Origin of the sequence: Methanoregula sp., from assembly GCF_049518935.1 — an archaeon.
Lineage (GTDB): Archaea > Halobacteriota > Methanomicrobia > Methanomicrobiales > Methanospirillaceae > Methanoregula.
Map to the genome: position 1 here is coordinate 94,465 of NZ_JBEKRH010000008.1, position 19,649 is coordinate 114,113.

General features: G+C 55.7%; 16 protein-coding genes. 6 read left to right on the plus strand and 10 right to left on the minus strand.

The features are described from left to right. Positions 1 to 10 precede the first annotated feature (10 nt). The gene (locus ABSE13_RS07220) at positions 11 to 2,122 is read right to left on the minus strand and encodes a thioredoxin domain-containing protein (RefSeq protein ID WP_424027834.1); all 2,112 of its coding nucleotides are present in this window, start codon (positions 2,120 to 2,122) and stop codon (positions 11 to 13) included. A 120-nt stretch (positions 2,123 to 2,242) separates the two neighbouring features. Between ABSE13_RS07220 and ABSE13_RS07225 the strand changes: the two genes are divergently transcribed. The 5 genes from ABSE13_RS07225 to ABSE13_RS07245 all read left to right on the plus strand — a co-directional run bounded on the left by ABSE13_RS07225 (position 2,243) and on the right by ABSE13_RS07245 (position 9,302). Next, the gene (locus ABSE13_RS07225) at positions 2,243 to 2,974 is read left to right on the plus strand and encodes a M50 family metallopeptidase (RefSeq protein ID WP_424027835.1); all 732 of its coding nucleotides are present in this window, start codon (positions 2,243 to 2,245) and stop codon (positions 2,972 to 2,974) included. A 101-nt stretch (positions 2,975 to 3,075) separates the two neighbouring features. Next, positions 3,076 to 5,757, plus strand: coding sequence for a DNA mismatch repair protein MutS (mutS, locus tag ABSE13_RS07230; RefSeq protein ID WP_424027836.1), 2,682 nt, complete (start codon positions 3,076 to 3,078; stop codon positions 5,755 to 5,757). Then, the gene (gene mutL, locus ABSE13_RS07235) at positions 5,754 to 7,571 is read left to right on the plus strand and encodes a DNA mismatch repair endonuclease MutL (protein WP_424027837.1); all 1,818 of its coding nucleotides are present in this window, start codon (positions 5,754 to 5,756) and stop codon (positions 7,569 to 7,571) included. The genes mutS and mutL overlap by 4 nt, the downstream gene beginning before the upstream one ends. Positions 7,572 to 7,720: 149 nt before the next feature. Further along, positions 7,721 to 8,653 (plus strand): HhH-GPD family protein, encoded by a 933-nt coding sequence (locus ABSE13_RS07240; protein ID WP_424027838.1) that lies wholly within the window; start codon positions 7,721 to 7,723, stop codon positions 8,651 to 8,653. A gap of 124 nt (positions 8,654 to 8,777) precedes the next feature. After that, positions 8,778 to 9,302, plus strand: a complete 525-nt coding sequence (locus ABSE13_RS07245; protein ID WP_424027839.1) for a hypothetical protein — start codon at positions 8,778 to 8,780, stop codon at positions 9,300 to 9,302. 105 nt (positions 9,303 to 9,407) lie between these two features. Here the strand turns inward: ABSE13_RS07245 and ABSE13_RS07250 are convergent, their stop codons facing one another. Then, positions 9,408 to 9,584 (minus strand): hypothetical protein, encoded by a 177-nt coding sequence (locus ABSE13_RS07250; protein WP_424027840.1) that lies wholly within the window; start codon positions 9,582 to 9,584, stop codon positions 9,408 to 9,410. 340 nt (positions 9,585 to 9,924) lie between these two features. Between ABSE13_RS07250 and ABSE13_RS07255 the strand changes: the two genes are divergently transcribed. Beyond that, the gene (locus ABSE13_RS07255) at positions 9,925 to 13,524 is read left to right on the plus strand and encodes a PAS domain S-box protein (protein WP_424027841.1); all 3,600 of its coding nucleotides are present in this window, start codon (positions 9,925 to 9,927) and stop codon (positions 13,522 to 13,524) included. Positions 13,525 to 13,652: 128 nt separating this feature from the next. Here the strand turns inward: ABSE13_RS07255 and ABSE13_RS07260 are convergent, their stop codons facing one another. The 8 genes from ABSE13_RS07260 to ABSE13_RS07295 are packed head-to-tail and all read right to left on the minus strand — an operon-like array spanning position 13,653 to position 19,341. Further along, positions 13,653 to 14,234 carry a cobalt-precorrin-7 (C(5))-methyltransferase gene (locus tag ABSE13_RS07260; RefSeq protein ID WP_424027842.1) on the minus strand — a complete coding sequence of 194 codons (582 nt, stop codon included), beginning with the start codon at positions 14,232 to 14,234 and terminating at the stop codon, positions 13,653 to 13,655. Continuing rightward, positions 14,231 to 15,238 carry a cobalt-precorrin-5B (C(1))-methyltransferase gene (locus ABSE13_RS07265; protein WP_424027843.1) on the minus strand — a complete coding sequence of 336 codons (1,008 nt, stop codon included), beginning with the start codon at positions 15,236 to 15,238 and terminating at the stop codon, positions 14,231 to 14,233. The genes ABSE13_RS07260 and ABSE13_RS07265 overlap by 4 nt, the downstream gene beginning before the upstream one ends. Before the next feature lie 4 nt (positions 15,239 to 15,242). Further along, the gene (locus ABSE13_RS07270) at positions 15,243 to 15,899 is read right to left on the minus strand and encodes a precorrin-8X methylmutase (RefSeq protein ID WP_424027844.1); all 657 of its coding nucleotides are present in this window, start codon (positions 15,897 to 15,899) and stop codon (positions 15,243 to 15,245) included. Further along, on the minus strand, positions 15,847 to 16,629 hold the full coding sequence (gene cobJ / locus ABSE13_RS07275; RefSeq protein WP_424027845.1) for a precorrin-3B C(17)-methyltransferase: 783 nt from the start codon (positions 16,627 to 16,629) through the stop codon (positions 15,847 to 15,849). Before cobJ ends, ABSE13_RS07270 begins: the two co-directional genes overlap by 53 nt. Next, a complete protein-coding gene (gene cbiG, locus ABSE13_RS07280) occupies positions 16,613 to 17,485 on the minus strand; it encodes a cobalt-precorrin 5A hydrolase (RefSeq protein WP_424027846.1) in 873 nt (290 codons plus the stop codon). The genes cobJ and cbiG overlap by 17 nt, the downstream gene beginning before the upstream one ends. Further along, the gene (locus ABSE13_RS07285) at positions 17,482 to 18,216 is read right to left on the minus strand and encodes a cobalt-precorrin-4/precorrin-4 C(11)-methyltransferase (RefSeq protein WP_424027847.1); all 735 of its coding nucleotides are present in this window, start codon (positions 18,214 to 18,216) and stop codon (positions 17,482 to 17,484) included. Before ABSE13_RS07285 ends, cbiG begins: the two co-directional genes overlap by 4 nt. After that, positions 18,203 to 18,808: a cobalt-factor II C(20)-methyltransferase gene (locus ABSE13_RS07290; protein WP_424027848.1), complete on the minus strand. Its 606-nt coding sequence runs from the start codon at positions 18,806 to 18,808 to the stop codon at positions 18,203 to 18,205. Before ABSE13_RS07290 ends, ABSE13_RS07285 begins: the two co-directional genes overlap by 14 nt. Then, the gene (locus tag ABSE13_RS07295; protein WP_424027849.1) at positions 18,799 to 19,341 is read right to left on the minus strand and encodes a bifunctional cobalt-precorrin-7 (C(5))-methyltransferase/cobalt-precorrin-6B (C(15))-methyltransferase; all 543 of its coding nucleotides are present in this window, start codon (positions 19,339 to 19,341) and stop codon (positions 18,799 to 18,801) included. Before ABSE13_RS07295 ends, ABSE13_RS07290 begins: the two co-directional genes overlap by 10 nt. Positions 19,342 to 19,649 lie beyond the last annotated feature (308 nt).

The window sequence follows — 19,649 nt, forward strand, 5'->3', positions numbered from 1 at the left end:
TTTTTTTCCTTCAGGGTTTATGGCCCTCCAGGAATGCAACAAGTTTTTTCGGATCCGTGATGGGTGCGGAGCAGGCATTTCCGGAGCAGGCATATGCCGCAGCTTTGCCATCCTGCAGGGTCATGGCAGCAGTGAAAGGAGCGATCTTGTCCAGTACGGGCCTGTTTCCGGATGCTGGCCGGTACAGCACCGTATTGAAAGGAAGGTAGCGTGCACGGAATGCATCAATCAGCCCTTTGGTATCTTCAGCACCGGAATAACCGACAATAACGATCCCGGTTGTTGGCCCAAGAGTAAAGTACAGGGATGATAAAAAACCGGTATATGCTGAGGGAGAGCGGCGGACAACCGGGGCTGCATCCCGGGAGAGTGCCGTTGCCCGGGATTCATACGCGGGATCGCCGGTCAGCCGGAAGAGCCGGAGCAGGTTGCCGAATTCCACGGAGTTTGCGGAAGGAATAGCACCGTCGTACCATTCTTTTTTGCGGAAAAGGGTTACTTCTGAGGTATCGGCGACCGAGAAGAGACCGCCATGACGAGGATCGCCGAAGTGGGAGAGAAAATACCGGTTCAGTTCAAGAGCCGATGCGAGATACGCATCATCAAAACTGCTCTCGTAGAGCTCTATGAGGGCAAGGATGACAAAGGCATAATCATCGGCAAATCCCGGAATCGCAGACTCACCGTCCCGGTACCTGTGGAGGAGAGCACCTTCTGGAGTGCGCAGGTTCCGGAGAAGGAACTGCATTGCACGCTGTGCCGCGGTAAGGTTACGGGCATTGCCCGAGGTCCTGGCTTCCAGTGCCAGAGCGGCAATAAAAAGTCCGTTCCAGTCCGCGAGCACCTTGTCGTCCCGGAAAGGGCGGGCACGCTGCTCACGGGCAGTAAACAGCCGGGCCCTGATGGATGCCACCCGTGCTTCCGGAAAAGGATCTGCGGGCACACGTGATCTCCAGAGGATATTTTTCCCGGCTCTTGTTTCCATGCCGGGCCCGGAAAAATTCCCGGCCCGTGTTGCACTGAATACGCTGGCTGCATACTCCCCATCTTCCTGGCCGAGCACATCGACGAGATCTGCTGCAGACCAGAGATAGAATGCACCTTCACCCCCGGGACTATCAGCATCCTCGGCCGAGTAAAATGCACCATCCGGCGAGGTAAGATCCCGCAGCACGTACGTGATGATCCCGTCCGCTGTTTCCCGGTATGCCGGATTACCTGTTGCCTGGAAGGCTTCGGTATACGCCATCAGGAGCAGGGCCTGGTCATAGAGCATCTTCTCAAAATGCGGCACCCTCCATTGTACATCGGTCGAGTACCGGTGAAATCCGCCGCCAATCTGGTCGCAGATGCCGCCATCCCGGATCGCGCTGAGTGTGCGTTCCACCATTGCCAGTGCGCGTTTCTTACCTGTATGGTGCCAGTACCGGAGAAGAAAGAGCAGCGTATGGGGAGTGGGGAATTTCGGGGCATGTCCAAAACCCCCGTAATCCGGATCGAAGCGGACAGCAAGTTCCTCAAAACCCTCTTCCAGTAATCCTGCATCCGGTTCGTGGGAAGGTACTCCCGTTTCCTGAGCATTGAGTTCCTGAAGAATCCTGCCCGATGAGAAAAGAACGTGATCGCGCTGTTCCCGCCAGATTTCAGCGATCCGGGGCAGGAGTTCCCGGAGGCCGGGCACCGGGCCCCTGCGCTCCTTTGGAAGGTAGGTTGCGGCATAAAATGGAATCCGGTCCGGGGTCATGATGATCGTGAGAGGCCACCCGCCCTGACCTGTCATCAACTGGCAGGCACTCATGTATACGCTGTCAAGGTCGGGACGCTCTTCCCGGTCCACTTTGATGCAGACAAAATCCCGGTTAAGCAGGGCTGCCACATCCTCATCTTCAAACGATTCGTGCGCCATCACGTGGCACCAGTGGCAGGTAGCATACCCGACAGAGAGGAAAACCGGTTTATCCTCACGGGAAGCACGTGCAAAGGCTTCCCCGCCCCACGGGTACCAATCGACCGGGTTTTCCGCATGCTGGAGGAGATAGGGACTCTTTTCAAAGGCCAGCCGGTTCCGGTTTTTTATGTCGGGCTCCGGCAATGTGCCTGAAGACCGTTTTTCCGGGGGCATACCCGTCCATAGGTTATGGGACTATATCAGTCTATCAGAAGTGCCATTCCCCTTTTTCACCCGGACATCGATCCTTATCTCTCATGCAGGAGCAGATCTCTGTACCAGTTTCAGTCCGGTATGCAGGCACTTTCCTTTCTCCTGATCATCGCAACGGGAATCGTGGTGATGCTTCTCTCGCTCATGCTCGATTACCTCTGGGCGCTGGTCCTGCCCATACGGAGCCTCTACTACATCCTCAGGTTTCCCGGCGTGGTGATCCATGAGTGCTCCCATATCCTCGGTTGCCTCCTCACCGGGGCTGAGATCCAGAAGGTTGTTCTTTTCTCTGAAGGCGGAGGTTCTGTCACGTATGCCCGCCCGAAGATCCCCGTTCTTGGCGATGTGATTATCAGCACAGCACCAATCTTTGGTATCCCGCTCGTACTCGCGCTCTGCACATGGGTATTCGCACAGTACCTGGGATGCACATTTCCGGTGTTCCCGTTTCCTCTTGACTCCGTAAACATGCTTGGCGGACTTATCCCCGGTATTGTCGGGATGTTTGAAATCAATCTTGTAATCCGGTTCAACCCATGGTTTCTTCTCTATCTCTACCTTACACTCAGCCTCATCCTTTCTGTTGCACCGAGCCTGCAGGATCTCAGGAATGCTGCCGTGGGTATCATCCTTATCTCCATAACCGGAATCCTCGTCTCCATGAGCGGCATACCAGCCGCGATCGGCATCCTTGACGATGTAACCTATGTAATCGGGATCGGCTTTTCACTCTGCCTTGTCCCCGGTATCATTGCCCTCCTCATATCTTTGCCGCCAATTTTCTGGTACAGTTATACCCACCGTCACGGGTAATTGGAAGCCTGGGGTACTGAGCCGGCTATTGAGAGATCCTGACAGGTTCCCTGCCGGATAAGATCGGTATTAATTGGTCCGGAAGCGATCTTTCTTCAGCAATGGCACAGGAAACCGGATCGAACGGGATCGATGAGACAGGAGCTGGCACCCGCCACACTCCGGTCATGCGCCAGTACCTCGAACTCAAGGAGCAGTACCCGGACACAATCCTCCTCTTCCGGATCGGGGATTTTTACGAAACGTTCAATGCCGATGCCGAGCTGATATCACGGGAACTCGAGATCGTCCTGACCTCCCGGTCGAAGAGCGGCGACAACCGTATCCCCCTCGCGGGCGTCCCCTATCATGCGGCCGACGGCTATATCGCAAAACTGATCGGAAAAGGCTACAAGGTGGCGATCTGCGAACAGGTTGAAGATCCAAAAAATGCCAAAGGCATTGTCCGGAGGGAGATCGCCCGGGTCATCACCCCCGGTACGGTGATCGATTCCACGCTCCTTCCCTCGTCAGCCGCAACCTATCTTATGGCAGTCTGTCCCGATGCAAAACAGCGGGAATGGGGAATTGCGCTGCTGGATATTTCTACCGGTGAGTTTTTTATTGCAACCATCGATCACGATCCATTGCTTGAAAACCTCCGGTCGGAGATCGCCCGGTACAACCCGGCCGAATGTCTCGTCCCCCCTTCATTCCCTGAACCCTTCCGGCAGACCATCCGGGATCGCGGTGTTGTCGTATCGATCGGCCGCGACGGGTTGTTCGATGAGGCACGGGCCCGCCAGCTGCTCTGCAGCCACTTTACTACCGGAACGCTTGCAGGGTTCGGCTGCGAGGAGATGCCGGCAGCGGTTGCAGCAGCCGGGGCAGCACTTGCCTATGCACAGGAAACACAACATGACCCGCTCTCTCATATCAGCAGTATCTCTACCCGGTCCTCTTCGCAGGGAATGACCCTCGACGCGGTTACGCTGCGCAACCTTGAAATCCGGGAGAGTATTCGTGGCGGGACCCGGGGAGCCACGCTCTTCTCCTCGCTGGACCTGACCATGACCCCGATGGGCAGCCGGCTCCTGAACCGGCACATTACACGCCCGCTCACGGACATTCCTGCAATCAACAAGCGGCTCGATGCGGTCGGGTTTCTTTCAGGAAAAACCCAGGTGCGGCTTTCCTTACGGGAGCAGCTCCGGTCCTGTGCCGATATCGAGCGGATCGCTGCCCGTATCGCGTACGGGAATGCCGGCCCGCGCGACCTTGTCGCCCTGGCAAATTTCCTTACAGTCCTGCCGGAACTGAAGGGTTCCCTTGCCGGGAACAAACCGGCCGATCTCCCGGAGATTGTGAAAAACGCCCGTGATTCCCTCCACGATCTGCCCGATGTGATCCATCTCATCCGTACAGCGCTCGTGGATGACCCTCCCGCAATCGCCCGCAACGGGGGAGTCATCCGTGAGAGCTATGCCCCGGCACTCGATGAGATTCGCGGAGTGCTCCATTCCGGCAGGGACTGGATCGTAGAGCTCCAGGCAAGCGAGCGGGAGTCAACCGGCATAAGGTCCCTGAAGATCGGGTATAACCGGATCTTCGGGTATTATATCGATATCACAAAACCGAACCTCCATCTCGTGCCTCCGCGGTATGAACGTAAACAAACCACGGCGACGGGTGAGCGGTTCACGATCCCGACCCTGCGGGAAAAGGAAGCGCTCATCACGAATGCCGATGAACGCGTGCTGGCACTTGAGCGCGAACTCTACACCGGGCTTCTCGACATCCTGAAGAAACGAATCCCGGAATTCCAGGAGATTGCTGCCGGCATTGCCGCCCTTGACGTGGCCGCTGCACTGGGTGAAGTTGCGATCACCCGGGATTACGTGCGCCCGCAGTTGAACGACAGCACCGCAATCATGATCCGGGACGGCCGTCACCCGGTGGTCGAGCGGGGAGTTGCCGGGGGATTTGTTCCTAATGATACGGCACTGGACAGTACCGGAAACCAGATCCTGATTATCACCGGTGCCAACATGGCCGGTAAATCCACGTATATGCGGGCCACAGCACTCACCTGCATCATGGCGCAGGCCGGCAGTTTTGTCCCGGCACGGCACGCAAGTATCGGGATCATCGACCGGGTCTTCACCCGGGTCGGGGCCTTCGACGACCTGGCGAGCGGCCAGAGCACGTTCTTTGTCGAGATGCTGGAACTGGCAAACATCCTTAACAATATCACACCGCGGAGTCTGGTGATCCTCGACGAGATCGGCAGGGGGACAAGCACGGTCGACGGCTGCTCGATCGCACGTGCCGTGCTCGAATTCCTGCATGGAAAATCTGCGGCAGGGCCAAAGACACTTTTTGCCACCCATTTCCATGAACTGATCACCATGGAAGAGAACCTGAAACGGGTCAGGAACTATCATTTCGCAGTCAGGGAGACGCAGTCTGAGGTGGTCTTCCTCCGGAAGCTCATCCCCGGCGCAACCGACAAGAGCTATGGTATCCATGTCGCCCGACTTGCAGGAATTCCAAAGAAGGTGACTGACCGGGCTGAAGTGCTGCTTGGCGAGACCATGGATCGGCCGGCAACGCCGGGAGCCCGACCCCAGCGGTATACCCAGATCCTTCTCGTTGATGAACCTTCATCCGGTATGAATCACACCCGTCACCCGGTTCTCGATGACCTGGCGTCGATCAACCCGGATGAGATGACCCCGATTCAGGCCCTTGCAAAGATCGCAGAACTGAAACGGGCGCTTGAACCCCGCAAAGGAGGGGCATGAGCCAGCAGGAGGCCCCGGTAATCCGGGTGCTCGACCAGGCCACGGTCAACCAGATCGCGGCAGGGGAAGTAATTGAGCGTCCAGCGTCTGTTGTCAAGGAACTCGTGGAGAACGCGGTCGATGCCGGTGCCCGATCCATCCGGATCGAGATCACTTCATCCCCGGGGGGAATTTCCACTATCCGGGTCATTGATGATGGCAGTGGCATGTCCCCCGCCGATGCCGGGCTTGCTTTCACTCCCCATGCCACGAGCAAGATTGCCTCCATTGCCGATCTCGACCATGTCCTGACCCTCGGGTTCCGGGGGGAGGCGCTGGCAAGTATCGCTTCGGTCTCCCGTATCACGCTCATCACGAAACCGCGGGAAAATCTGTCAGGGCCGGGCACAAAGATCATCATTGCGGGGGGCAGGATTATAACGAACACAACTGTCGGGGCCCCTGAGGGTACCAGCATCCTTGTGGAAGATCTCTTCTATAATACCCCGGCCCGGAAGAAATTCCAGAAAACCCGGAATACGGAACTTGCCCATATCCATGGACTGCTCGAAGGTATCGTCCTCGCCCATCCGTCTATCGCGTTCCGGCTCTATCATAACGGTATGGAAAACCTGCTCACCGACCGGGATGCAACCCTGCCCGATACCATCGCCCGGGTTTATGGGGCGGAGCTCGCCCGCAGCCTCATCCCGGTCATAGCGACCTCGTTGCTTGTGCAGATCCACGGGTACATCTCCCTTCCCGCGCAGTCCCGCAAGGATCACTCCCGCATCCGCATCGCCGTCAACCAGAGATATGTTTCTTCTCCTGCAATCGTCAATGCCATCAAGGAAGGCTATGGCACCCTCCTCGCAAAAGACCGGTTTCCGGTCGCGTTCCTTTCAATTGCTGTTGATACTACTCTCGTGGATGTGAACGTCCACCCTACCAAAAAACTGGTGCGGATCTCCCGCGAGCCGGAGATCCTGCATGAGATCCGGGATATCATACACGCCACGCTCTTCCAGGCCGATCTCATCCCGGGTGCTGGATCACCCTCACAGGAACTTCTGCCGGAAGATAACGCAGAAATCATTGGTGAGAGGAAAGCAGTACCGCATCCCGTCAGTGGGGACTACTGCATTACTGATATACAGCCAGGCATCGTGAGCGAACCCACGCATGCAGGGAATCTCATGACGGACCGTCAGCTCCGCCAGACCGAACTGGGCTCCGGGGTTCCTCCGGTAACCCTCCATATTCCGCCCCTGCAGGTGATCGGCCAGTTCGGAGGAATTTACATCCTCGCAACCACCGATACCGGTGAACTGGTGGTGATCGACCAGCACGCAGCCCACGAGAGGATCCTCTATGAGATGGTCAGCACACACGGCGAAGAAGACCAGCTGCTGCAGGAGCTGATCGTCCCGGTCGTCCTTCACCGCACGCCACGGGAGAGCGCAATACTCCGGGAACTCCTTCCCGCACTCTCCCGGGAAGGCTTCATCATAGAGGATTTTGGCAGGGACTCGTTCCTTGTCCGCGCCATCCCGGTCTTTCTCGGGAAGCCGGAGGACCTGAGCCTTATTGATGAAATCATCAGCGACCTGACTAGCCCGGAGAGCGGGCAGCGGGTTGATAACCGGGAGCGGATCACCCGGATCATTGCCTGCCGGGGTGCGGTCAAGGCCGGCACGGTCTGTTCACAGGAGCAGTGCCAGCGGGTGGCAAACCAGCTGCGCCTCGCAAAAAATCCGTTCACCTGCCCCCACGGGCGCCCGACCCTGATCCGGTTCTCAAAAGAGGATCTGGATGGCATGTTCAAAAGAACGTGATTGATCGTTATGGACGGGTACAAAGGTTTTGCAGAGCATTATCTCAAATATTCCGTCTGATGCTAAAATTTTTCAGCTAACATTCAATAAATGTTCAACTCCCACGCCGGATTTGTCCATTACTCCTTGCCCTGACCTGAACGATTAATATGCGGGTTATCACATCACACAGTACGACTTCCAAACCACCCTCGTCCAGACCTTCCCGGAAGAACTCCCGTCAGGAGAATCTCATCCCGGGTGAAACCCGCTATTCTGCCGACAACAAAAACCCTCCTGGGATCGAAGAGTTCCGGCAGATGGTGCTTGCATTTTACCGGGACCATAAGCGACCGATGGCATGGCGTGAGACCACAGATCCTTACCGTATCCTTGTCTCGGAGATCATGCTCCAGCAGACGCAGGTCGAACGGGTTTCCCTCAAGTACCCGGAATTCATTACCCGGTTCCCGGATTTTCCTGCACTTTCCCATGCATCCCTCGCCGACATCCTGCCGGTCTGGCAGGGCCTGGGCTACAACCGCCGGGCCATCGCCCTGCAGAAATGCGCAGTACGGGTGATGGAGGACTTTGCCGGATGCCTGCCCTGCGATGTGGATACACTCGCCACGTTCCCGGGCATCGGCAGGGCAACTGCTTCCTCTGTCGTTGCGTTTGCCTTCAACCTGCCGGTTGTCTTTATCGAGACCAATATCCGCAGGGTATTTATTCACTTTTTCTTCAGGGACGGGGACAAGGTGAGCGATGAAGAGATCCTTCCCCTTGTCGAACGTTCACTGGACCGGGAAAATCCCCGGGAATGGTACTGGGCCCTCATGGATCTTGGGACCTCGCTGAAAAAAAGCGTGCCAAACCCCAACCGCCGGAGCGTCCATTACACGAAACAATCCGCGTTTGAAGGATCTGACCGGAAGATTCGGGGGGAGATACTCAGGTTGCTGGTGGCGCAAAACCGGATGACTGCTGTACAGATTATTCATGCATGTGAAAAAGACACAGAGCGTGTGACAAAGATTCTTGGGGCACTGGAATCGGAGGGATTCATTCGGAAGAACGGGAAGTATTTTGAAATTGTCTCCTGAGGGGAAAGTGCAAAAACAATTCAACAAACGGAGTGTGTCCCCTCAGGGTAACCGGATTGTGCCAATCCAAGAATTGATATGACGCAATTTCCCATATTCCGATAAGGCAACCGGGAAGTGGATAATGACTGAACTCAAGGAGATCCCCGAAGAGGTCCGGTGGCGGCTGGCTGCGGAGTTTGCAGCACGGCTGCCGGCCATCTATGAGGCGGCATTCCGCCCTCTCGTGGGAGAGAAATATGACGAGATCGAGCAGGAGGTCTGGATGGAACTCTCCCGCACGGCCGTTGAGATCGCCCGGTATCTCTCCCTGCCGGTTGGGAATGCAAAGCAGCTTGCCGGGACCATGCGCATCGTGCTCATGATCCTTTTCGGGCCCGGCTTTTCCGGCGAAGCTCTTGAGGTTTCGTCCGATCGCTCTGTCATCATTATGAAGCGGTGCCCGCTCATTGAGCACAATGCCGGTGTAGGCCTACCAGTTAATCCGGCGTTCCGTAAGTGTATGGCATTCACCCTCACTGCCGTTCCCCTGCTCAACAAAAACTATTCTGCCCGGTTTGTCCGGACCATGTGTTCCGGGGATCGCCAGTGCGAGATAAAGATTGCAGCAGCACAAGAGCCGCAAGCGGAAGCAAAGAAGAAAAAGTAATTTTTTGCATTATTGCTTCTCTCCCGGACCTGTTCCATTTCAACGGCGGGAGCCTACAGTGACTGCAACCGCACCAAAAAAGATACCGCTGCCGTTTTGTTACAATTATTTCAGGTAATATCCGATAATGACCAGCAACAACCCAAGGTAGAACATGAGACTGAAGTACTGGGTTATTCCCGGGACAACGGAACCGAAATCTTTCAAATAGGGGATAAACAGCATGATCAGACCAATGACAAATGATACGATACTGATTTGGGTTTTTGTTGCCTTATCCATGAGATATACTCCTGACAGAACTATCTGATCCTATCGGAAAAAAGCTTTCTTATATCAATCCATCCTTCCTTGGGGTACTGCAAGGAATCAGAAATTTCCGATAACCACGGAGATATGAAGCGCTGCCACATCAAGATTACAAAAGATAAAGTTCAATCCTGGAGTGCGATACCCTGGCAGTACTGCCCGGAATGTAAGATGATGCTGGTGGATTAATTCCAGCATACACCAACCGAAGCTCCGCATGCATTTCTTTAGACAATTCCCATGAATGATTATATCACCTCATAAAAAAGGCAAGGTATAATACGATTCTCGAACAATACCGGAGAATTACAACGTGGTCCCAACATATCATATACTTTACGTCGATGATGAACCTGGCCTTCTTGAGGTAGGCAAACTCTTTCTTGAGCAAAGCGGGCAGTTCAGCGTTGACACTATCGCGTCCGCCCCGGATGCATTTGCCCTGCTAAATTCGAAGATCTACGATGCCATTGTCTCCGATTACCAGATGCCGGGCATGGACGGTATCGAGTTTCTGAAGACCGTAAGAACGTCGGGAAACACCATTCCGTTTATTCTGTTCACCGGAAGAGGGCGGGAAGAGGTGGTTATCCAGGCCATCAACTCCGGTGCGGATTTCTATCTCCAGAAAGGTGGCGACCCAAAAGCCCAGTTCGCCGAGCTGGAACACAAGATCCGCCAGGCAGTACAGAAACATCTGGCTGAGGCAAGCATCCGTGACCTTGAGCGCGAGCAGGCAGATATCATAAACTTCCTGCCAGACGCCACGTTCGCTATTGATAATAAGGGAGTGGTGATAGCCTGGAATCATTCCATGGAAGAGATGACCGGTGTGGCTGCCGCAGAAATACTGGGAAAAGGGAATTATGAATACGCGATCCCCGGTTACCATGAAAGACAACCGGTTCTCATTGACTTAGTCCTCCATGAAGATCCAGACCTTGAGGCAAAATATCCCCTCCTGAAAAGGGACGGGCGAACTCTGACTGCCGAAACTACAAGCCCGTTCCTTTACAATGGCAGGGGGGCAACGATATGGATTATCGCCACCCCGCTCTACAATACACAGGGCACACTGATAGGTGCTATTCAATCCATCCGCGATATCACCGACCAGAGGCATTTTGAAGAAGAACTCCTTAAGAAAAACGAGGAAATCCATGCCTCCTATGAGCAGATTGCAGCAGCTGAAAAGGAACTCGGAGCAAATTTAGATGAACTGACCCGTAAAGAGCTGGAGCTCCGAAAAAGTGAGGAAAAATACCGTAGTGTTATCGACAACATCCAGGATATGTTCTACCGGAGTGACCTGGCGGGAAACCTCATCATGGCAAGCCCGAGCTGCCTCAGGACGCTGGGTTATGAGTCCTTTGATGACATCTTAAACAAACCCATCTCAGAGACATTCTACTTTTCACCGGAAAAACGTGAAGAACTGCTTCGGATCCTTACTGAAAATGGATCTATTGCGGACTACGAGGTACAGCTGAAATGCAGGGACGGCACTCCGCTCTGGGTCTCAACATACAGTCATTATTATCGTGACGAAAACGGTACGATCGCCGGCATCGAGGGAATTTTCCGGGATATTACACGGCACAGGGCAGATGAGGATGCGCTGAAGCGTGACGCTGCCCAGCTCAAGCAGATCATCGACCTTGTGCCCCATATGATCTTTGCAAAGGACTGGAATGGGAATTATCTCCTCGCAAACCGGGCGGTCGCCGAAGGGTACAACACGACCGTCGCCGGGATCGTGGGGAAACCCCAGGCCCGGTTCCACGGGGACACGGCCGAACTCCGGCACATGCTCGAAGACGACCGTGAAGTCATGACTACGGGGACGACCAAGTTTATTCCGGAGGAACCCTATATTGACGCATTCGGAAAACAGCATATCCTCCAGACCACCAAGGTCCCCTTTACTACGCTCGGCAACAACCAGCAGGCTGTGCTCGGTGTTGCTATCGATATCACCGAACACAAGCGTGTTGAAGAAGAACTCCTCAAGAAAAACGAGGAACTCAACGCTTCCTATGAGCAGATTACAGCGGCAGAAGAAGAACTGCGTTCCAGTTTTGATGCATTGACCCTGCGGGAACAGGCACTGAAGGAAAGCGAGGAGCGGTACCGGAATGTCGTTGAGGACCAGACCGAATTCATCTCCCGGTGTTTACCGGACAGCACCCATGTCTTTGTCAATGACGCCTACTGCCGATATTTCGGCCTGAAAAGTGACGAGATCCTCGGACACCGGTTCCGTCCCAGGATTCCTGGTGAAGACCGGGATCGCGTGAAACAGTTCTTTGCATCATTAACGCCAGACCACCCGGTTGATGTCATCGAACACCGGATCATCATGCCCGACGGCACAATACGGTGGCAGCGGTGGAGCGACCGGGCGATCTTCGATCCTTCCGGAAAGGTTACCGAATACCAGTCGGTAGGTCAGGATATTACCGACCGAAAACTGGAGGAGCAGGCACTGCATGAAAACGAACAACGCTTGACTTCCATCTATAATACTGTCGGAGACGTCATCTTTCAGCTAACCGTCGAACCTCATGAGCAGTACCGCTTTACTTCAGTCAACTCGACCTTTAGCAGGATCACCGGATTGCCTTCCGGGCAGGTGATTGGCATGAAGGTGAACGAGATCATCCCCGAACCGTCCCTCTCCATGGTTCTGGAAAAATACCGGCAGGCCATTGAAGAAAAGGCCATTGTTCGTTGGGAGGAAACCTCCAATTACCCCAGTGGGCAGCTGATCGGAGAAGTTAGTATCGCTCCCATCTTTGATAATGCAAATACCTGTACACACCTGATCGGATCGGTGCATGACATCACTGAACGCAAGCGGTCTGAAAATGCGCTGCGGGAAAGTGAGAGGCGATATCGTTTCCTTGCCGAGTGTATGAAAGATGTTGTCTGGCAGATGGATGCGGATATGACCTTTACCTATGTCAGCCCATCCGTTCTTCATCAGTGTGGATTCACCCCGGAAGAAGTTGTAGGAAAACGACTTTTTGATTTTATCACACCGGCATCTGAGAAAAATGTACGGTGCCAGATGGCAAAGCGTATTGAACAGAATCCGGGTCGTTTCTTCCGGGGGAGTGCCACATACCTCCTCGAACAGGTTTGCCGGGGTGGCAGTACCCTGATGACTGAAGTCGTCACGAACACGGTGTTTGATGAAGAGGAGAGATTTATGGGATGGCGGGGAATTACCCGTGACATCTCCGAGCGTAAGCTATCGGAAGAAGCACTTCGCCTCGCGAACAGGAAACTAAAACTCCTTTCTGGTATCACACGGCACGACATCAACAATCAGGTGACGGTGCTGCAGAGTTACATCGCCCTGCTGGATATGAAGCAGTCCGATCCCTCATATAAAAAATATTTACTGGAAGCCGAAACCGCTGCACAACGTATCTCTGCCATGATCCGGTTCACCAAAGAATACGAGTTGATCGGGGTCAATGCTCCTGTCTGGCAGGAATGCCGTAAGCTTATCGAAACTGCGGCAAAGCAAGCCCGGCTTGGAAATGTCACGGTTAAAAATGATATTCCTGCTAAAACAGAATTGTTCGCTGACCCGTTGATTGTCAAGGTCTTTTACAATCTGATGGATAATGCAGTCCAGCACGGGGGGACGATTACGACAATGCGGTTCTCTGCGCAGGAATCTGGGGCTGACCACCTTATCGTATGCGAGGATGATGGCTACGGCATCCCGGTGGACGTAAAGGAAAAGATCTTCGATCGTGGGTTTGGAAAGAACACCGGGCTCGGGCTTTTCCTCTCCCGGGAAATTCTTTCAATCACCGGTATCAGGATCCGGGAGACCGGGGAGCCGGGCAAAGGCGCACGGTTTGAGATTATCGTGCCTCAAGGTTCATTCCGTTTATAGACAATACGCCTCGCAATTGCGTTTTTGTTGCCTTATCAACGAGGTTTGCACCTGGCAGAACTGTCTGATCCTTTTCGGAAAAAAGCGTTCTTATATCAATCCATTCTTCCCGGGGGTACTTCCCGGGATCAGAAATTTCCGATGACCACGGAGTACAGGTCTGCGGATTTCACCGGCGGAAACTGGATCGGGGCCGTGGTAATCTTCTCATCCTTGTATCCCAGGTTCTCGCAGAGCGATAGCTGCAAGGGCATCTGGAGGCCGGCAAGACGCCGGTATAATTCTGCAAGGTCGAACTTGGGATCTGCCAGGAGAAAGACGATCTTCCCCCGCCGCACCTCATCGAGCGTCTCCTGCATCCCCTTTTCATGACCCCTGCCGTGGGCGACAACAATCGCTACCCGGGACTGGGGTATGTGGAGCCGGGAGAGGGCCAGCTGGCACGAAGAGATGCCGGGAATAACCTCCCCGGTAAGATAGCCAAGGCCGGCAAGCATGGGATCACCGGTCGATAAGACAACGGCATCTGCGGGAAGCTTATGCAGGGCCTTGAAGTCATCAATCGATTTGACACTTGCCTGGGTGGCAAGGTAGGGGCGGGCCAGATCAATCGCCCGGCCCGAGCCGTAGACATTCCGGGCTTTCCGGAGTTCCTTTATTGCCTGTTCTGTCATAAGCCCCGGGCCGCAGCCCACACCGATGATCTTCATGCACGCTCTCCTATGATAGTTCCTTCGCGGTCGATCAGGATAACGGTTACCCCGGGATTTGTCCTCGCAAAGCCTGCGAGTGTTTCCTTCACGATCGGGCCAAAGGCAGGGGATACTGACAATTCCTCAACGGTACCGTAACCGGTTCCCTCCAGTATCCCGGGACGGATAAACCGGAGTATGAGGGCCGGCAGGCCGAAGAGGATCGCCTCGTCTTTAACCGCGGCCAGGGATTCACCGATCTTCCCGCCAACCAGGATCACCTCGTCTTCAGGGAACCGGAGCCGGGCAAACCGGAGCCCGACCCGTCCCGTGGTAAGGACCGGTCTCCGTGCAGCACTGATCCGGCTGAGTGAGGATTCGGTGAGGTGATCGTCCCAGGGTTCGACCAGCCCGGTGCTGCCGAGAATTGAGATCCCGCCCAAGACGCCGACCCTGGGGTTCAGGGTCTTCTCTCCCACAGCCCGGCCTTCAGGAACAGAGAGCTCGATCCGGACGCCCGGGAGACCCGCGGACTCCATTGCTTCACGGACGGATTCCTCAATACAGGCAAGTGCCGGCGGGCTGACTGCCGGCGCATCCTTTTTGTATCGCGGGGTATCCCGCGAAAACCGGCCGACCCCCTCACCAAAGCGGATTTGGATCCCTTCCGCTGCGGGGAGAACGCTTGCCACGAACTCAATCCCGGCCGTGACATCGTCCGGGTAGTCGCCGGCAAACTTCCGGGCCGTGGCCCGGCCGCCATCCGCATTGACCGGCACGTCCACGACCAGGCCGCATGGCAGCGTGACGGGGACCGAGAGGGCCGGCGGGCCGTCTGTGGTGAGGACCGCGGCCATGCAGGCAGCGGCCGCCGTAGTCCCGGTCGTGTAGCCCCGGACGAGTACCGTGCCCGAAGCCGTGAGAACCGCGAGACCTTCCTCTGCGAGATGCAGCCGGTACGGATCCTGGCAGCGCTCCACCCACGCATCCGGGTACACAAAACCGGTGACCGGGTCTCTCATCCTTTCAGCCTTCAATGAAGATGGTGATGCACTCGTTGATCGCCGCAACTGCCACCGGTGTCCCGCCCCGGGTCCCTTCCGTGGAGATGGAAGGGATTGTGAGAGTCCGCAAAACCTCCTTGGATTCTGCGGCATTGACAAACCCGACCGGCACACCGATGATCGCAGCGGGCTGTATGCCTTCTTTCACCATCTCCGCAAGGGAGAGAAGCGCTGAGGGGGCATTCCCGATAACGACAATGGACCCGGGGAGTTTTTCCCTGAGGGCGATGAACCCGGCCGAACTCCTCGTGATCTCCCGCTCGCGGACGATCTCTGCACCATAATCCAGCGCACAGAGCACTTCGCTCGTATGCCCTTTTTTCTGGATACCGATCTGGACCATCCGGATATCCGTGATGACGGGAGCGCCCCGCGAAAGGGCCTCGAGAACCGCGGGCACCGGGTCGTGCCGGAAACGCATGAGTGCTGCCATGGCAAAGTCCCCGACTGCGATTGAGCAGCGCTGGCGGATCCGATCTTCCGGGGTCTCGTTGCCTACTGCTTTCCGGGCAAGTGCCCGGGACTTCTGCGAGATCGCGTATCCTTCCTTTGTGTCTGCACCGGGATCAATATATGTATTTCCGGTGGTAACCGCGTGGTGTGATGATTCCTTTGACATCGTCTCCCCTCCTCCAGATCCTGCTCTCGCTGCCGCCAATGATCACTGTTGTATGCATATCGATGGCAGGTATATGTTCTTCAATCTCCCCCAGCGTCGTAATGATCGTTTCTTCATGCTCGCGCAGCGCATTTTTTACGATTCCTATGGGGGTTTCTTTCCCGAGGTGCTTCCGTGCATGCTCAACGGCCAGCGCAAAGTTGTGCGGCCTGCCCCGGCTCTTCGGGTTGTACAGGACAACCGGGATGCCAAGCGAGAAGATTGCGTCAAGACGCTTCTCGATGATCTCCAGCGGCGTGAGCAGGTCGGAGAGGCTGATCACGGCAAAATCACCGGAGAGCGGAGAGCCGACCCTTGATGCTGCTGCATTTGCCGCTGTTATGCCCGGGATTACCTCGACTTTGATTTCTGCCCCGTCATGCTCGAGCACCTCAAGTACGATGCTTGCCATGCCATAGACACCGGCATCGCCACCGGAGACGATGGCAACCGCATGGGTTTTGGCCAGGTCGATCGCCTGCTGTGCCCGGTCCACCTCTTTTCCCATGGAACTGCTGATCACGGTCTTGCCGTTCAGCAACGGTTCCAGCGGCTCAAGGTACATGGAATGCCCGAGCACGTATTCGGCGCTGGCGATGGCCTTCAGGGCCCGGGCGGTCATGTACTCCCGTTTGCCCGGCCCAAGACCGACAATGGCAAGACTTCCTGTATTTTCAGTGTGCGATGGCAACCGTTACGCTCCCGTAGACTTTCTTTCCCATGACGAGCTCTTTTCTCTTTGCCGTTGCAAGGGCACAGGGTTCCGCAACGCCAAGGAGTCCGATCCGGGATGCCCGCGAAGGCGAGAGGCCCGTCTGTGCGTTTATTGTTTTATCATCAAGGAATATTAAATTCCCGGAAAGGACACCCACTGCCTCGACAAGGCCGGTCTCGCCCAGTTTTTTGGTTGTTGTCGCATAGACCAGCACATCCGTCTCCGGGATCCCGTTTTCTGCCAGGGCAACACGAACTGCATCCACGACATCACCGGACCTGACACCTTTCCGGCACCCGATACCGACCGTATATTCCCCTTTTTTCACGAGTATGGAAACATCAGGGCCGGCGAGCACGATGGCCGGCCCCTGCACGGCATGGACCGGGACATCGGCGTTCAACAGAGCTGCATTCACCTGCCGGGTGGAGTCCCGGTTGAGTACCTCAGTACCCGTCCGCTCCGCAAGGGTCTCGACAGAATCCCGGCCCCGCGACTCCGTTGCGGTAGTGATGACCGGCTGCATTCCGAGCCCGGCCAGTTCCTTTGCCAGTTCGTTTGCCCCATGATGACCGCCAAGCAGGGGTACCGCGTACCGGAGATCAGGGCTGACGACAACCACTGCCGGATCTGTCCACTTGTCCTCCAGCAGCGGAGCGATCTTCCGCACGACGATGCCCATCGACATCAGCGCAACGATCCGTTTCCGTCCCGGGAAGACCGTAGCGAAAATATCCCGCGTGTATTCCGCTACATCCGCCCCGAGGAATGCGGCTATGCGTTCTGCTTCCCCGCGGGAGTACGGAAACGTGATGACGACAGTATCGTTCATGAGTAGAGATGCGACCGCTGGTAACCGGAATCAATGCCCCGGACAGATCTGCCGACAATGAGGAGGGCGGAGCGGGTGATACCGGCGTCTTCTGCTTTTTCTGCAATGTCAGCAACGGTGCCGGTGATGATCTGCTGGTCGGGCCAGGACGCATGGAAGATCACTGCTGCCGGAGTATCTTTCGGACATGCCAGTTTTGCCGTTATATCGGCAAAGTGTCCGCTGCCGAGGAAGAACGCCATGGTGGCAGGGTACCGGGAGAGTTCGGCGATGTAATCCTTCTCAAGCGTCTTTCCTGCAGGGCGGGTGATGATCAGGGTCTCTGAAACACCACGGGGCGTGTACTCCGTGGTTAAGGCTGCTGCTGCTGCAAAAACCGATGAAACTCCCGGGACGATCTTAACCATGATGTCCAGATTCCGGAGTTCGGCTATCTGTTCAACAATGGATCCGTAGAGCGCCGGGTCACCAGAGTGGAGCCGGACAACGGTCTTACCCTGCCGCACACGATCTGCCATCAGGGCGATTATATCCTCGAGGTGCATGCCCCAACTGTCTACTTTCTCCGCAGCGGGGCTTGAGGCGACGAGGGCCGGGTTGACCAGCGAACCCGCGTAGAGCAGTACGTCGGCCCGGTCGAGCAGACCTTTTCCTTTTACCGTAATCAGTTCCGGGTCACCAGGGCCAGCCCCGACAAACCAGATCACCCTGTCAGGATTATTTCCGGGCATACATCACGCTCATGTAATCACTTTTCTCCGGCAGACCGGCATTCCGGTACACTTTCATATCCGGGAAGAACATCCGTTCGACCAGCACGAATTCCCGGTAGCCTTCGGACCGGAGCTGGTCAGCCCGTTCTTTTGGCCTGCGTACTTTCATGAGTATCTTTGTGTCCGAGAAGGTTCCGTCAGAAACCGTGAACCCTTCGTTGAGGGAAACACCGGCAGCCGCGGCAAATGCGGTGATGGAGCTGATCCCGGGTTCGGTCCGGCACCCGATACCGGGATGGGTTTTTGCAATGACATCGCAGAGCCGTGAGAAGGTGGAGAAGAAGTTCGGGTCTCCAAGGATACCAAAAACTGCAAGACCCGCTTCCGCAACAGGTGCGATCTTTATTGCATTTGCCTTGAGGCACTCACGGATCTTCGCTTCGTCATCAGTCATCGGAAAGTCCAGCATGACGGGTTCCCGGTAGGGTGCAACGAGATCGTGGGCGATCCTTCCCGGGACAAAAACTGCATCCGCTTCCTTCAGGAGCCGGACCGCCCGGAGCGTGAGGAGCTCCGGGTTGCCCGGCCCAAGGCCGAGTCCTACGAGCATGCGGCACCCCGTGCAACAATAATATAGACAGGATCTATTGGTTTGAACATGATACTGCCGGCAATGTCATACGACCGCGAGACCTGAACCTGTACGACTTCAGTAAAGATCCCGAGCCCCTTGAGGGTAGTCACCGCACGTTCGAGGGTGCTCACCATCACCGCGTTGATAACGATCGTCCGCTTCACCTTCTTTGCAAGTACCGGGAGGATCTCTGCAATATGCTGCGTTCCGCCAAGGAATGCGCAGTCGAACACGTGATCTTCTTTGAGAAAATCCACCGCGTCAAGGCAGAAAAATTCGATATTGTGCATCCTTGCTTCCCGTGCGGTTTCCGTTGCAAGCGAGATCGCGTCCGGGCGCTTGTCAAGCGAATACACTTTTTTTGCGGTCTTTGCCATAGCGACCGAGACCGTGCCGGTACCGCAGCCGATCTCAAGGACGGTGTCCGTACCAAGCAGTCCCAGTTTGGTAAGCGTGACCGCCATGATCTCGCCCTGGGTCGGGCCGCCGGCAAGTTTTGTCCCGTTCATCTGCACAAGTTTGGTTGCGTTATGGTATTAAGGATTGTTTTGACGGAGGATTAAAATTTTTATTATCGGTGAAAAATAGCCCATCGTATGCGATGGTTCGCCTTCCTGCTTCGCGGAGATTCGGCGCTCCGCATTCCGGGTCGCGTCTGGGCGAAGTTCACAAGAGATACGGAAACTCCTGTGGGACCCTCTCGACTCCCCACGTGCCCTGCACGGGCCTGCATGCATGAGAGTGTGGTTTTCTGATAAGATTTTGTGCAGAGGAAATGAATCGGGGGGTCGGTGTCACAAAGTGTGCGACCCCTATG